The 14,868-nt window shown below is 39.3% G+C and carries 11 protein-coding genes; 2 read left to right on the top strand and 9 right to left on the bottom strand.

Features of this window, described 5'->3' with window-relative positions:
• Positions 1 to 37: 37 nt before the first annotated feature.
• The 7 genes from FLL46_RS04640 to FLL46_RS04610 all read right to left on the bottom strand — a co-directional run bounded on the left by FLL46_RS04640 (position 38) and on the right by FLL46_RS04610 (position 11,208).
• Positions 38 to 2,029, bottom strand: coding sequence for an EAL domain-containing protein (locus tag FLL46_RS04640; RefSeq protein ID WP_142892309.1), 1,992 nt, complete (start codon positions 2,027 to 2,029; stop codon positions 38 to 40).
• Between the two features lie 395 nt (positions 2,030 to 2,424).
• Positions 2,425 to 3,183, bottom strand: coding sequence for an isocitrate lyase/PEP mutase family protein (locus tag FLL46_RS04635; protein ID WP_142892308.1), 759 nt, complete (start codon positions 3,181 to 3,183; stop codon positions 2,425 to 2,427).
• 631 nt (positions 3,184 to 3,814) lie between these two features.
• Positions 3,815 to 6,349 carry an ABC transporter permease gene (locus FLL46_RS04630; protein ID WP_142892307.1) on the bottom strand — a complete coding sequence of 845 codons (2,535 nt, stop codon included), beginning with the start codon at positions 6,347 to 6,349 and terminating at the stop codon, positions 3,815 to 3,817.
• Positions 6,346 to 7,050 (bottom strand): ABC transporter ATP-binding protein, encoded by a 705-nt coding sequence (locus tag FLL46_RS04625; RefSeq protein ID WP_142892306.1) that lies wholly within the window; start codon positions 7,048 to 7,050, stop codon positions 6,346 to 6,348. The genes FLL46_RS04630 and FLL46_RS04625 overlap by 4 nt, the downstream gene beginning before the upstream one ends.
• 36 nt (positions 7,051 to 7,086) lie before the next feature.
• Positions 7,087 to 8,343, bottom strand: coding sequence for an efflux RND transporter periplasmic adaptor subunit (locus tag FLL46_RS04620; RefSeq protein WP_142892305.1), 1,257 nt, complete (start codon positions 8,341 to 8,343; stop codon positions 7,087 to 7,089).
• A gap of 263 nt (positions 8,344 to 8,606) precedes the next feature.
• A complete protein-coding gene (locus FLL46_RS04615; protein ID WP_142892304.1) occupies positions 8,607 to 9,881 on the bottom strand; it encodes a sensor histidine kinase in 1,275 nt (424 codons plus the stop codon).
• On the bottom strand, positions 9,862 to 11,208 hold the full coding sequence (locus FLL46_RS04610) for a sigma-54-dependent transcriptional regulator (protein WP_142892303.1): 1,347 nt from the start codon (positions 11,206 to 11,208) through the stop codon (positions 9,862 to 9,864). Before FLL46_RS04610 ends, FLL46_RS04615 begins: the two co-directional genes overlap by 20 nt.
• 245 nt (positions 11,209 to 11,453) lie before the next feature.
• Between FLL46_RS04610 and FLL46_RS04605 the strand changes: the two genes are divergently transcribed.
• The gene (locus FLL46_RS04605; RefSeq protein ID WP_142892302.1) at positions 11,454 to 12,560 is read left to right on the top strand and encodes a hypothetical protein; all 1,107 of its coding nucleotides are present in this window, start codon (positions 11,454 to 11,456) and stop codon (positions 12,558 to 12,560) included.
• A gap of 141 nt (positions 12,561 to 12,701) precedes the next feature.
• Here the strand turns inward: FLL46_RS04605 and FLL46_RS04600 are convergent, their stop codons facing one another.
• Positions 12,702 to 13,172 carry a VOC family protein gene (locus FLL46_RS04600; RefSeq protein ID WP_210418590.1) on the bottom strand — a complete coding sequence of 157 codons (471 nt, stop codon included), beginning with the start codon at positions 13,170 to 13,172 and terminating at the stop codon, positions 12,702 to 12,704.
• 109 nt (positions 13,173 to 13,281) lie between these two features.
• Positions 13,282 to 14,124 carry a helix-turn-helix domain-containing protein gene (locus FLL46_RS04595; protein ID WP_142892301.1) on the bottom strand — a complete coding sequence of 281 codons (843 nt, stop codon included), beginning with the start codon at positions 14,122 to 14,124 and terminating at the stop codon, positions 13,282 to 13,284.
• Between the two features lie 277 nt (positions 14,125 to 14,401).
• On the opposite strand from FLL46_RS04595, the gene FLL46_RS04590 reads away from it, so the two are divergent.
• Entirely contained in the window at positions 14,402 to 14,851 is a 450-nt protein-coding gene (locus tag FLL46_RS04590; protein ID WP_168204049.1) for a DUF2845 domain-containing protein, read from the top strand.
• Positions 14,852 to 14,868 lie beyond the last annotated feature (17 nt).

Below are 14,868 nucleotides of genomic sequence, written 5' to 3'. Positions count from 1 at the left end.
TTTGCCTTGCTCACCCCTTAAATCGTCAACTTTTCAGTTAGAAAAGCTCGACCTCGTGTGCATTCGATATTTTAGGTTTATCTTCTGAAGTGCTATCGGCATTTTTTACCGAACGACTTAATTCTTCGGTAATCTTTTCAATATTATTAATGATAGAGAGTGAATTAATTTCACTATCATCTTTACTCTCGATCATACTGCCAATAATCGAAGTGATTTTATCTTCCTGTTCTTCAGTTAAATCTAACACATGAAAACTCATCTGCAGTTCGATATCCAGATTATCCATCAATTCTTTTTTGTCGTTTAATTCATTTTTAACCACCTGAGTTAGCCGACCAGTCAGCGCCTCCAACTTATCTAACACCGAGTGCAATGCTCTTTGCCGCAACAAATCTCGATATCGTGCTTCAAGCCCTTCGATGACAATTGATAAATAGTCTCGCACCATACCGGATTCTTCTTCCTTTTCCGGCATGTTTTTTATTAAACAGGAAACATGTTCAAAGTTAACGATTAGCCGGCGACCGAATTCATATAAACGCCCTTTATTTCTCAAAACTTCAAAGATATTCACTTCGATTGGACTACAGGCAATGTTGGTCTGATCAAAATGGCTAACGGCAAATTCATTGCGAAATTGTACCGAGCAACGTAGTTGTTTATGCGCCATAAAGTTAAACAGTTGCTGCTTGAGCGATTCTTCATCATCACAATGCATCAAGCTGCGATAGAAATTGACGATGCTACCATAAAGTGAAGCTTCTACCAGAGAGGTTTTAGCAAATTGATTAGCGGTCTCAATTTCATTTTTTATCGCAGTACCTTTTTTCTGGAGTACCGTTACTCGGCAGATTTTAGAAATGAGCTCAGTCACTAATATGGGTTTAACCAGGTAATCTAACGCACCCGACTGATAAGCTGCCATACGGCTCTCTGTCGAATCGGTATCTGACACGAAAATGACGCTGCAATCTTTAAAGTGTTCAGTTGCCGATAATTGCTCACACAATTTTTCACCTGAAAAATCACCAAATTCCGCCTCAACAATCAATACTTCAGGTAAGAGTGACTCAAATAGGCTAATGGCATCATCTTTGTTAGTCGCTAGATGCGTTTCAAACAACTCAGATAACATTTCCACAAAAACTTGTTGGTATTGATCGCTATCTTCAACAATGAGTATCTTAGGTTTATCCCATGCACCTTGAACGTCCCAATGCTGTTCTTTTGACACAAAACTACTGTAAAACTCATCTTTTGCCAGAGGCTTTCCGAATAAAAAACCTTGTGCGCCATGACAGCCCGCTTCGAGCAGCCAATTAGCGTCTTCTTGTTTTTCAACGCCAACAGCAACAACTCTTGCGCCAATTTTTTTCGCTAGATGAATTGTATTTCTAACCGCCTGTCTGGCAGATTTCTGGTATTTAATTTCGGTGACGATACTTCGGTGAATTTTAACCTCATCAATGGGAACATCTTTTAACTCTTCCTTGTCAGGCAGGTTTTCATCGGCATCATCCAGTGCAAAATTAAACCCTTTCAATTTTAAGTGAAACAGCTGCTTTTTTAATTCGTCATCCCATGGCTCTTTATCGTTTTGGGAAATCTCAAGCACCAGAAGCTTCACATCAAACTCTGTATTTTCTGCTATTCCTTTTAGCCACTGAACAAACTTTAAATCTTTAAACAGAGGCTTAGGTGTATTAATTGATACTCGCAAATTGACGTCCAATTCTTTCCATTGATTCAAGTCGATCAGAGCTTGTTTTATCAGATAGCGAGTTAATCTCGACTTTAAGCCAATTTCATTGATTAACGGTAAGAAAACGCCTGGCGACAAAACACCATATTTCTCATGATTAATCCTGGCACAGGCTTCTACACCAGTTAAAGTGTTCTCTTTAAGCAAAGATACCGTCGGCTGATAATAAATTTGAAAGGTTTTATTCTCGAAGGCAGAGTGGATTTCGTTAATGCCAATTTCCAGGCAGACTTGAGACTGTCTGTCGATTAGTTCCTGGGTCATATCGTCATGTCCTTTTCCTGTTTATGCCATTTCTACGACTTCGGAAAAATCCCTGAACTGAATCGTTATCGACCTCTGCTTAGAACAAGCAATTTGCAAGGTTTTAACTAAAATAGCCGTAAAAACCATTTAACTCTTCAAAAACTTAAACTATTTGAGATAAAAATAGTTTTTATTGAGTGAAATGATAAGCTAACTATAGACGGCTTTTCGTCATATAATCAAAAGTAATTTCCCATTGGTGAATATTCAATAAAAATCGAGCGAATTACGTGATGCAAATATTGCAAAGGATCTGCATCACGCAAGAACCAAATTTATTCTCTATTAGAAAACTAACTAAAAATGACGGCATAGTCATTTAAGCAAAAATAGCTTAAATGCAAACAGCATTTTTAAAAAACTGAAGCAAACGATTCATTATCGCTAACGGCCTTTAGCGTATCTTTAAAACCCGTGTACATATGTTCAAATAGAAAATTGCCCATGCTGACACGTTTTACACCAAGTTCTTGCAATCGTTTAAAACTTGGCAGGTTTGGCATGCACATGACATTGACTGGTAATCTGGTATTGCTAACAACCTTTTCGATATCATCTTCTTTCTCTATGCAAGGGATAAAGATTCCATCAGCTCCCGCGTTGCTATATAGGTCAACGCGCTTGTTCGTTTCATTGACTGGGTTGGATTGACCTAATAAAAAAACATCAGTACGCACGTTGAGAAAAATATCTATCTGGTGATGTTCGAGTTGCTCTCTGATCTTACTGATAGTTTTTGAAAATGTTTCAGCATTAACCAACTTTCGCTCCTCGGCCTTGACAACACTATCTTCAATATTGACGCCAACAACCCCCATATCAGCTAACAACTTAATATTCTTAACAACGGATAAGGGATCGTCGCTAAATCCGGATTCTATATCGACAGTTAATGGTAAGTTGATGTTTTTCACAATACGTTCGACGAAATGGCGCAATTCTGAAAAACTAATACTTTCTCCATCAGGATATCCCAATACCGAAGCGATAGCGGCGCTGGACGTTCCTATTGCTTTGAACCCTAATTCCTCGGCAATATTAGCACTTGCCACATCCCAGGCATTGCATAGTATCAAAGGTGAGTTTTGATGATGTAAATCTCTGAAGTTCATAGTTTGCCTCTCGTTATTTTTGAGAAGGCAAAAGTACTATGGCAAAAAATCAGCAACAACCGAAAACTGGACAAGTATTTTTATCAATACAATTTCCTAAAGAAAACCACAGAAAAGTAATCGAATAGAATGTAGGTAGGTATGACACATTAAATATTAGAGAAAAGATGATAGACAAGCTAAAAATGCATTATCTAATGTTTAATATTTTGTTGTTGACCGCCTGCGAAACAAAATTTTCATCAAGCAGAAAAATAATACAATCATCACAATGAAACTTTCGATGTAACCCAATGAACCGAGAAAATCGATGCATGACTGTATAAAATTAAATACGATGGTGACTGGTAAGAATGAAACGACATTATCATCCATTTTGATAAACTCCTTTCCGAGCAGAACTCTCTTCCTTTGCTAGCGGTATTACTAGTTTATTACTTTGTATGAAAAAGAATAACGTGAACTCATGATTAATCGAGTGCGCACTTTAACGAGTAGTTCGTTTTTTGTCCAGAAACTTTTTGTGATAATTTATTGATTTGCTACTTTTCTCATTTATCTGATCTGAAAGCTGGAAACAAAAAAAGCCGCCAACTGACGGCTAAGAAAAACGACTAGTAATGAGGAGATACTAGTCACTACCTCTTAAAGAGTAAATTGCGGGACGATTAATAATTTTTCGCAGCGGTAAATAACTTGCCATCCAGGCAATGCAGCCAATTAACGTCAAAGTTGCGACAAAGGCTGGTAAAAGCTCCAGGTTGATGTACTTGGCTAATTTGTCGGAAAAGAGCAGATAAATAACTGGCAATACCACCAGGCTCATTAAAACACCAAAACCTATCGCTTTCGCGTTGTCTTTTAAAATTAGCCGGACTAAATCTTTTCGCTTAGCCCCCATGGCTAATCGAGTACCCAGTTCAAAACGCCGTACTTGAATGCTGTAATTTAAAATACCATAGATACCGATACTGGTTAGAAAGATAGTTAATAATGCAATAGCTATTGTTATGACAAGAGTTGTGTAATGGGGAAATAAAAATTCTTTATAGTTATCAATCATTGGTTCGTACTCAATTAATTTGAAACTTCGATCCAAGTTATTCAGCAACGAAACGACCGTTTCGCGCTTAAGAACCAGGTTTTCTTTAAGTCGAAACATACACTCAACTATGCTTGATAGCTCCAATCTTGGTAAATAAAACCTTCTGGGCACGAAATTTTCCGAGGGGGTAATAAGTCCTTCAACAACACCAATAATTTCGTAATCCGCTTTTTCTACTTGACCACTAGTAATTTCTTCCTCATAAAACGAATGCGACATCGAATATTGATCAGTAAACAGTGTTATTTTCTTGCCTATGACATTTCCTTCAGGACTAATTTCTCGTGCAAAAGCATCATTGACAATTATCACTTTTTCTTGATTCTCTTCATTTTTTTGAGAAAACGACTTCCCTTGCAACAAGGGCCACCGTAGCGATTCGAAATATTGATAATCGACGTTTTTAAATTGAAAATTGTTCATTTTTGTTTTTTGGAATTGCTTAAAATAGTGCTTCTTTCCATCTACAATTAAAAAGTCGGTCGCTGGAACATCTGTATGGTAACCGGGGTATTCAGAAAATGTTAAGATATCAATCTCAGCCCGCTCTGAAAGCTCTTTTCTTAACTTCGGTATCAATTTTTCTGCGTCTTGATAATCCTGAATGTTACGACCCTTTATAGTTATCCATAATGTCATCAGGCCTTCAAGCTCATAAACAACTGGCTGTGTAATCTTATTAAAAGGCTCTTTCATTAAGTTAACGTTAATGAAAATTAGAGCTATTGCCACTGCCACTTGCAAAATAATTAGCATGTAACGCACACTTTTAGAAACTTGAACAGCAACGCCTTTTCCACTACTCTGCAGTCCAGCAATCAACTTTCGATAGTTAATTATCCTACTACCAACAAATGAAAACACCGTGGTAAAGATAACGATCAAAATCAATGAAAAGTTAAAGGTAAATAAATTAAACGACAATTCGTTTAATCTTGGCAAAAGATTTTGAAAGTAATGCTGAGCAAAATAAAAACCTAACGATGCGATAAATAGAGCTAGTAGAACCGAAAAAACAACAAGTATTCCGGTCTGATAGAATAAAAATTTAAATAAACTTTTTCTTTTAGCTCCCAATGCCGCATGAACTGTCATTTGATGTTGCTGTTCAGCCGTAAATGACAAGAATAAATTAGTAATATTAGTCGAAGCAATGATGACCAAACCAAGCACTGCGACCAATAAGAAATAAACATATTGTTTACTATCCCCCAAAAGCTGAGTGCGAAATTCTTGAAGATTAAGTGTGATTTCTAGTTCATTGAAATTTCTAATATCTGCGGCATGCTTTTGCCACAAATTTTTAAACCTCTTTCCCAACCAATGCTCAGCCTGAACAACCGAGTAGCTGTCTTTCAGTTTACCAACAATTACACCGTTGGGCGCGGGGTTCCACTTTAGTGCTTGAGTTTGTTGGCTTCTATCAAAGTCAATTGGCAAAATCACTTGAACATCACGATTTCTTGGTAACATATTTACTCTTGGTAAAATAAAGTCTTTTGCCATCACGCCGACAACGGTAAAACTAACATCTCCTAAAGTAATTTTCTCACCAACAATTTCTTTTCGACCTTTAAAGTCATTCTTCCATATAGCATAACTTAGTACAGCAACAGGATTATTGGTGCCAATCATTTCTGTTTGTTCAAAGCCTCGTCCTAACATCATGGAAACACCATATATTTGAAACCACTCAGGTGTGACGAATTCAACAGGTTTAGTTGGCGCTGCAGGATCTGAAGTTAAGATTTTGGAATCCTGATAACTAATGGTAGCGGTTTCAAAAATTTCCTGATTTTGGTACAAATCTAAAATAGCAGCTGGTGGTAATTTACTGAAATAGTGAGGTTTTCCAGACAGTTTTATAGAACTATCAATCACAAACAATCTGTCCTGCTCTGGATAAGGCAGAGGTTTCAACAACATTACATAAGCTAGTGTCGAAACAAAAATCAGCGCCCCTAAAGTCACACCCATCGACAGCATTACATTCACTATAAACCCAGGCTTTCTTTTTAACCTTGCCCATGCTTGTTTTAAATTATAAGCAAACTGATTCATATAGCTGCCCTCATGCCCGGCACCTGCAAAAATGAACCATCTAATAATTTCAACTTCGTTTTTGCTAAATCGGCATAACGAGGATCATGAGTCACCAGGCAAATCGTAGTGCCATTTCGGTTAAGTGTTTCCAGAATATCCATCACCTTATCGCCACTTTTCGAATCTAGATTTCCGGTAGGCTCATCAACCAGCAGTATTGTTGGATTACAGACGAGTGCTCGGGCCATTGCAATTCTCTGCTGTTGGCCACCGGAGAGCTGATTCGGCTTGTGATTAACTCGGTGATTCATGGCAACTTTTTCGAGGCATTCAGAAACCAGAAGCTTTATTTGAGCATTCGATAAAGCTTCGTTTCGATAACGCAGCGGCAACGCCACATTATCAAATACAGAAAGCTCATCAATCAGGTTAAAGCTTTGAAATACAAAGCCAATTTTCTGATTACGCACTTCTGCAGCCTGATCGAGAGATAACTTTGCAACGTTAACGCCTTCAATAAAATACTCACCCGCTGTCGGCGTATCCAACAACCCGAGAATCGATAACAAAGTCGATTTACCGCAACCAGAAGGGCCAGAAATAGAAATATAATCGCCTGCTTTTATCGTTAAATCGATATTCTTCAGGGCGTGGGTTTCCATTTCTTCTGTTTCAAATATTTTCGAAACATTCTTCATGGTTATAATCATCTCGTTCATATATTCTCCTTCTTTCTCTCTCGTATTATCTTCGTTTTATGATTCCACGACCAGTGTTGTGTTAGTCGTTTTATAGTTAGACATGTCTGACAAAATTAATTTTTCACCCTGCGTCACGCCAGATATAATCTCAATGTAACGACCTGCTCGCCGTCCAAATTTAATTTTTTTCAGTCGAGCACTTTGAAAACTGCGATCTAATAGATAAATCTCGCCCTCTGAATTTGAATGGGAGTTGGCTGGCCGTTCGATGTAAAGCACATTATTTAAATTGTCTGTAATTATCTTGCCATCCACCGCCGATTGGGGCCGAACGCTAGATGGCAAATTACCTGGTAATTGAATATCGACAGTAACCGTATTTTTATCAACCACAGGGTCAATACGAATAACTCGACCTTCAAATTTTTCGTTTAGCGTACTGATCAACACTTTAAGACCAACAACAATTTGATGAGCCTGACTTTGGGGAACACGCAATTCAGCAATTTGCTCAGAGATGCTACCCACTAATGCGATTTCCTGACCAGCCTGCAAACTCTGACCAAGCTCAACCGATAGCCGCTGTAAAATCCCATCAAAATCAGCACGAACTTCAAGTTGACTAAGAAGTTTTTCTGCCAACAAATGCTTTCTCTGTTGCAGTTTAATTTTCTCCCGTTGAATACTCACCGCTTCCTGATGCACTTTTGTTAGCTGGACTCTTTGTTCTGTTTGAATATCAATCTTTCCCTTTAACGTGCTTTCTTCGAGTAAAAGTTGCTCAAAGTTCAATCTCGAAAAAACGCCTTGCTCAACTAGTTTTTCTTCAGCAATACGCTTTAATCTAACCGACTCATAACGACTAGTGACTTCAGTAAGACTAATATCTTCGCTGAGTAATTCTCTTTTTTGATTAACTTCCAACTGGCGAAGATTCGCTCTTAATTCATCAAGTCTCTGGCGTTCATTTTCAACTTGTTGAAGTAACTCAGCGTTTTCTAAAACGACAATAAGGCTACCGGTTGAAACCGTGGCACCAGGCTTAAGTAAAATTTCTTTAACCGTTGCCGTCGCCGGCGCAGTAACCAGTTTTTGCTTCGCTGGTGTTAACTTTCCATAACCATCTACCACAACTTCCAGATCGCCCACTTTTACCTCATCAACCAGAATTTCCGAACGATGAATAGTGACAGTGTTTAACCTGTCATCAACCGCAAAAGCTAAAAGAAATATGATTAAAAAAAGTAATGCAGAAAACTTTTGCAAAAAAGTAAAGCTACTTCTGTCTACTGATGGTTTTATGATATCCATTCAACTCGCTCTGTTATCAATGGTTGAATTAATATTCAACGGAAAGTTACTTAGTTAAGATAACAACAGCTTAGCTAAATGTGTGCCAACTTTATTATTGTTGATTTTTCAAAAGCTTAGCTAGAAATAGTGAGGATGACTCGTTGTGAAAGTCCGATAGCGAACTGTTTTTTCCGAAACCGAACTGCGTAACATTAATTAGTCCGATTCAATCAATCCGAGCTGAAGTACCCAAAACGAACTTGAAACTGGCCCACTTGATGCTAATGAATTGGCTTAGGTAAAAGAATGGTTACTGTGACTCCCTGGCCTTTATTATTCACAAGCTTGATAGTACCTTGATGCTGTTCCACAACATTTTGGCAAAAACTCAGCCCAATTCCTTGTCCTTGTTGTTTGGTGGTGTAGAGAGGAATAAACAAATTTTCCAGGTTGGCAAATCCATGACCATCGTCAATGATACGAATCCGGCTCTGCTGTTCGGCCTCATCGATTATCACTTTAATCTGGCTTGCATCAGCTTCAAACGCATTCTTTACCAGGTTGATTATCACCTGTTCGATAAAAGTCTGATCGCCCCATATTCGCTCAGCAAATAATTCGAAATCGAGCTTGTCTGGGGTAAACAGAGCCGAAACTCTGTCCAAAACTGGGCCAGTCTCAAACCATTGGCAATTCAGCTTTAAATGTTGTGAAAGTGAGGCGTAACGGTCTACAAACTCTTGTAAGTGCTGACACCTTTCGCTGATCACACCCAGCGCAACTTTGTCTCTTGAATTACTGGTTTTATCAGCAAGACTTTCGGACAATGAAGAAACTGGCGTTAATGAATTTCTAATTTCATGCCCCAACACTCGGATAATTTGCTGAAAGGCATTAAGCTGACTTTCTCTTAGCGCTGACTCAATATTGACAAAGATTAGCAACTGGTGAGTTTCACCATCGTCGATAAATTCACTCTGCCGGATCTGCCATTGTTTGTTTTTTTCATTATCAAGAAATTGCCACTGTTCTTGTTTCTCTAATCCCAATAAAGTCGGTAATGCGTGTCTGAGCATTTGCCACGGCTGACCGAATAGTTGTTGAAAAACAGTATTACCGAATACAAGTTGAAGTTTATGGTTTAGCACTAAAATAGGCGTATCTAGCTGCTCAATCAATTGATACACTAAAAAAGCATGTTGATCATATCGAGATTTTTTACGCTGTAACTGGTTACTCAAGACATTGAGTTGTCGATGAAATTCTTTAACTTTCCCGTGTGTAAAGGCAGACTTAGCCTGTTGATTATAATCTTCCTGGTTAATTGCATCCAGATGCAACGTGGCGCGGTTAAATGCGGTAATGATACGATAACGAAAATGCAACGTGTAACGGAATAAAGCCAACAATAAGACAACTTCACCAACGATAATAATGATGGGTGAAATATCTTGCGACCACCCCCACAGTCCTAAAAATGCCGCAAACGGCAATCCAATTACCAATAGACTTGCGGTGACAAAGCGTTCTAGTGAGTTAACTTTGAAAACGCTCATATTTATCCAAACGACGGTACAGAGATGATTTAGTCAACCCGAGAAGCTTCGCAGCCTTGGGAATGTTTTTTTGTGTTTTATTTAATGCCAGTTCTATTAAATGAATTTCCGCTTCTTCCAAAGTCATCAGTGGTAGTGTTTCAGACGACTTTTTCATAGAAAGATTTAAATCTTCCGCTTCAATTTTTTTATGCTGAGTGAGTAAAACAGCTCTTTCAATCAAGTGACTGAGTTCTCGAATATTTCCAGGCCAATGATAATCTGTTAAAGCAATTTGGGCCGACTCACTCAGCGAGAAATCATCTCGATTGTATTTGTTAGAAAATTGACGAATGAAAAATTTTGCTAGCGGCAAAATATCGCTGTGGCGCTCTTTTAAAGAAGGCACATGAAACTCAATGGTATTCAACCGATAATAAAGATCTTCTCTAAATGATTCACTCTCGATTAACTTCTCAATGTCACCATTTGTTGCGCTAATAATTCGAACATCGGTATGTTTTGTTCGACTGGAGCCTAAAACTTCGTATTCGCCTGTTTCTAACACTCGTAAGAGTTTCGCCTGTTGAGACAAAGGAATATTAGCAATTTCATCCAAAAACAATGAACCGGATTCGGCTAATTCAAATCGACCAATTCTGTTGTTTTTAGCGTCAGTAAACGCACCTTTTTTGTGACCAAACATTTCACTTTCAAATAGTGACTCTGAAATAGCCCCCATGTTAACCGAAATCAGCGGCTGCTCTTTTCGCGTTGACAATTGATGGACATGTTTAGCAATTTCACTTTTGCCCGTACCGTTGTCTCCGGTGAGCAATACATTCACATCCGTGCTCGCAACAGTGGCAATCTGCTGGAAGAGTAATTGCATACAGTCCGACTGCCATTGATATTTGGTGTCGTCTGGTTGAGCCAGTTGCTGCTTTAGTTTTGAGTTTTCAGTCTGTAACTGGCAATAGGCTAGTTGCTGTTGGACAATTTGCAATAACCGCTTATTTTTCCATGGTTTTTCGATAAAATCACAAGCACCTAACTGCATAGCTCGTACCGCCAGATCGACGTTTGACCAAGCCGTCATTGCAACGGTGGGAATGTTAATACCCGACTCCTGCATCCACTTCAGGAAACTCAGACCTTCTTCGCCTGATGTTGTATCTAATGCGTAGTTCATATCCAACAAGATCAAATCAATTTCATTGTCTTTAACTTTAGCTTGGGCAACCTGGGGATTTTCCGCTTCAATCACCTCAAAACCATTGTCACCTAACACCATTGACAGGCTTAAAGTTATCTCAGCACGATCGTCTATGACCAAAATGCAGGGCATAAGTATCTAAAATTCAATTGTTTCTACATGGATTAAGAATATCACTGTTAGAACCAGTGTCACAGCTCAAATTAATTGGCACTCAGTGACGATTAGGTATTTTCCTTCGTAATAGAGATCGAAAAATACTCTATAAAAGTAGTTCATTTTTTATCTCATCGCGTAATTGCGTTGTCGTAATGGGTAGACAACACTTGTACTGGTTTATAACCGTGCTCTTTCAACCAGATAAAAGGGAAATTATTATGACTAGTAAAACTGATCCACGTCTTGCTTTATCGCCCATTCAGGGTGTTTGCTACCAACCGACGCCATCTGATGATACGCCGGTCCCATTACCGAAATATTTTGACAGTGACTACTACAATAGTGATTTTAGTTTATTGTGGGGAACCAGTGCCCGTGGGCGCAATGATCTAAACAATTTATCAACAAATCTCGGTGTTAACTTTGTTCATTTGTATAACTGGAGCGTCCCGCCGGCACCGGGAAGCACGCCAGGAGATTATCAACGCGACCATGTTCCGTTTTTAAATGCCTGCGAAAACGAAGGAATTAAAGTTTTTGTTCCTATCTCGAATTATTTTCTGGAACAAATTAACCAGGGAAATACCCAGGTAAAAAGCCAAATCAAAAGCATGGTGACCGAGGTTTATGCAGCCGGTGCTAGCACCAAACCTAACGGAGCCGCTATTTGGGGAATAGGTAATGAGTATGACCTGGCCACTTCTTTCACTGCCGCGGATGTTGCGACAGCGATAAGCTATCTTCTCGACGCGGAAAAAGGTCTCGGCGTACCGAGCAGTAACTTGCTACCTATCACATCGCCGGTCTCTTTTGCTGTTCACAGTATTCCTAATGCACCTGCAATTTCAGCATTACAAACACTGCAACAAGCATTTACCGCCGCTGGACTTACATCGACCTGGGACGACCGATTCATCGCCTCAGTGAACAGCTTTAATACTGGTAGCTTTTTGAAAAATTACGTTGATACGACCTTCCCACAGTATTTTCCCGATTTACCGTTTTTCTTCAGTGAAATGGGAATCAACTTAGTACCCAATGGCTACCCGTCAACCGAAAAAGATCAAGCTGATTATGTTGCGGATCAATTAAAAAATACTGCGCCTTCAGGGAATTTTCTGGGCACTTGTGTCTTCCAGTTCCTCAACCAGTCAGCCGTAAAAACCGGTACCGAAGCCACATTCGGCGCATACAAATATAGCGGTAATATCAGCGAGTATGGGGCCATCCCTGCAGGTTATGTACCGGGCGGTGGTGAACAATATCCAGTGGATTCTCTGACCGCGAAAGATATGGTTGCTTCAATCACTCAAGCGTACAAGTAACCTTGTTCTAGATTAAGAGCTCAGGTGAACTATTTGCCCAGAAAACCCGCCATCAGTTTGAGATAAAGATAACTAATACTCTCTCGCTGATGGCGCTACACACTTAATGTTGACACTTTAATTAAAATCCAACCAGTGTGTTTACAGCGTACGGCCTTCAACAATCTTGTCATACTCAATATCATTCGGCTCCCATAGTTCAATTTTGTTGCCGTCAACATCAAGAATATGAACAAACTTACCATATTCACAAACTTCGATTTCATCAAGAATAGTGACTTTTTCTCTCGCTAACTGTGCAACTAAATTTTCAATATTTTTCACTCGATAGTTAATCATAAAATCCTTTTCCGACGGCGCAAAATATTCACTACTTTCAGCAAAAGGGCTCCATTGTGTAAAACCTTTTTTGCTAGCATCGCTTCCCTGACGCCATTCGAAGTTGGTGCCATATTGATCAGTATTTAACCCCAGATGAGACTGGTACCAATCTTTAATTCTTTGTTTATCTTTTGTTTTGAAAAAGACACCGCCAATTCCAGTTACCCTTCCTATCTGCTCATTTTGACTTGAGTCCGATTTTAGGTCTCGCGACTTTTCAGTTTTGCTCATAGTACCCTCTCTGCTTTCGTCATAAATACAAACGCAACTATCAAAGTAAAATACGCGTTCTTCATATTAGCCAGAATACATGATCGCCAGAGAATCGCTTGTATATTTCTTACCCTGGTTGAAAAATCAGGTTAGGGGCATCTGATTCGATACGACTGTTCGAATAGGCTTGCAGATATTCTGAGGGAGAAAAACCAACGGCAGCCTTAAATGATTTTGTGAAGTGAGCCTGGTCCGCATAATGGAGCTTGAACGCTAGTTCTGTTAATGATTGATTGGGATTGTTGCAAAGCATTCGAATCGCCTGGTTCACGCGAGTTAGGTTAATAAATTTCAACGGGGTGATGCCAATGTGTTTATTAAACGATGAAACTAGTGATTTATTTGAAATAGAAAACTGATCGCAGGCATTCTTAACAGTGACCATCTGATCATTTTCATTGGCAAAATAATGCAAGCAGCTCTCCAGATATTTCGGCATTTCAGTATGAATATAGCACTCAATTAAAAACTCACACAGGTGCTCATACCGCCCCTGAATATTTTGCTCCAGATAAAGCTTTTCAACCAGTTCATTAAAGCCAGCTCCAAAAATCAACAGCGGATCGATAAATTGTTGTTCAAACTCACCAGAGTGAAATTTAGTAAACGCTTTTAACCCATGTGCCTTGAATAACACCCCCATCATTTCGTGCTTGCCTTTGCTTTCGATGTTAATCGGCCTGGTTTGTATACCATTAATCCACGCATTAGGGTTCTGAAAGTTGGCCATTAATGCGCAGCCATTCTTAACGGCCTGGAAGTGATAATACTCCGAAAAATTAATTACCAGCTCATGATTAAGCATTGGCGCGGACCAACATTGGAACTCATGGTGATCCGCCTCACAATGCCAGACTTTCTCAACATATCTATGAAGAGGTGCAGGCGGTGTGAATTCGAAGTAGCGCATAACCCGTGAAGTTGACCTGTCGATATCAATAAGGAAAGTTAAATTCGTAATAACGAGATATAGTATAGCCTAAATAGCCGTTCCCAAAATGAATCCAGAGCAGGAACTTAAACATCGCTTTCTGTAATGCTCTAGCCTTTGACAAAGGAGGGGTCGAGGATATTATCTGAGCGATGCTCGTCTGCCGAAGTCCAAAGTCTAATTCAGCTTACATTCAGGAATCTTCAGGCAGTATTTTTTATCCGTTGAGCCAATAACGATTCGCTTGGGAACTAACGTGAAAATTAGCCACTTCTCCTTTATCATCATTGCACTTCTTTTTGCCAATTCAGCTTCTGCAATACGTTGCAATTCAAAGCTGGCTAATAAAGGCGACAGCCAGTACAAATTTCTCAAGCTTTGCGGTGAGCCGGATTTTGTTGAGAAAAGCGTGGTCTATCGAACTGCATCAATCAGCTCAAAGCACAAACACAAGTGGGAATATCACACTCACGATGACGACAGCCATGAATCTGATAATCAACGAACTGGTAAGTATCACTATCAAAAATATGTCGGTTATCGCAGTGCAAGCAGCCAAACCGAAATTAGTCATGAAGACGAGCAGGAAATACAAATAGAAGAATGGACCTATGACTTCGGCCCTCGCAGGCTCGTCCAGAAAGTGCGCTTTGTTGACGGAATTGCCGTTGAAATTACCTCTCTGGGATATGGCTTTTCTCGATAATTAGCCTCAACTCTGGA

The sequence above is a fragment of the Aliikangiella coralliicola genome (assembly GCF_007004725.1).
GTDB classification, from domain to species: domain Bacteria; phylum Pseudomonadota; class Gammaproteobacteria; order Enterobacterales; family Kangiellaceae; genus Aliikangiella; species Aliikangiella coralliicola.
The sequence above is the reverse complement of the archived record's forward strand: the minus strand, read 5'-3'. Positions and strand labels throughout refer to the sequence as shown.

What these genes read in the sequence shown, in the direction of transcription:
- FLL46_RS04640 (WP_142892309.1), bottom strand. Translation starts at nt 2,029, where the DNA reads ATGACCCAGGAACTAATCGACAGACAGTCTCAAGTCTGCCTGGAAATT.
- FLL46_RS04635 (WP_142892308.1), bottom strand. Translation starts at nt 3,183, where the DNA reads ATGAACTTCAGAGATTTACATCATCAAAACTCACCTTTGATACTATGC.
- FLL46_RS04630 (WP_142892307.1), bottom strand. Translation starts at nt 6,349, where the DNA reads ATGAATCAGTTTGCTTATAATTTAAAACAAGCATGGGCAAGGTTAAAA.
- FLL46_RS04625 (WP_142892306.1), bottom strand. Translation starts at nt 7,050, where the DNA reads ATGAACGAGATGATTATAACCATGAAGAATGTTTCGAAAATATTTGAA.
- FLL46_RS04620 (WP_142892305.1), bottom strand. Translation starts at nt 8,343, where the DNA reads ATGGATATCATAAAACCATCAGTAGACAGAAGTAGCTTTACTTTTTTG.
- FLL46_RS04615 (WP_142892304.1), bottom strand. Translation starts at nt 9,881, where the DNA reads ATGAGCGTTTTCAAAGTTAACTCACTAGAACGCTTTGTCACCGCAAGT.
- FLL46_RS04610 (WP_142892303.1), bottom strand. Translation starts at nt 11,208, where the DNA reads ATGCCCTGCATTTTGGTCATAGACGATCGTGCTGAGATAACTTTAAGC.
- FLL46_RS04605 (WP_142892302.1), top strand. Translation starts at nt 11,454, where the DNA reads ATGACTAGTAAAACTGATCCACGTCTTGCTTTATCGCCCATTCAGGGT.
- FLL46_RS04600 (WP_210418590.1), bottom strand. Translation starts at nt 13,172, where the DNA reads ATGAGCAAAACTGAAAAGTCGCGAGACCTAAAATCGGACTCAAGTCAA.
- FLL46_RS04595 (WP_142892301.1), bottom strand. Translation starts at nt 14,124, where the DNA reads ATGCGCTACTTCGAATTCACACCGCCTGCACCTCTTCATAGATATGTT.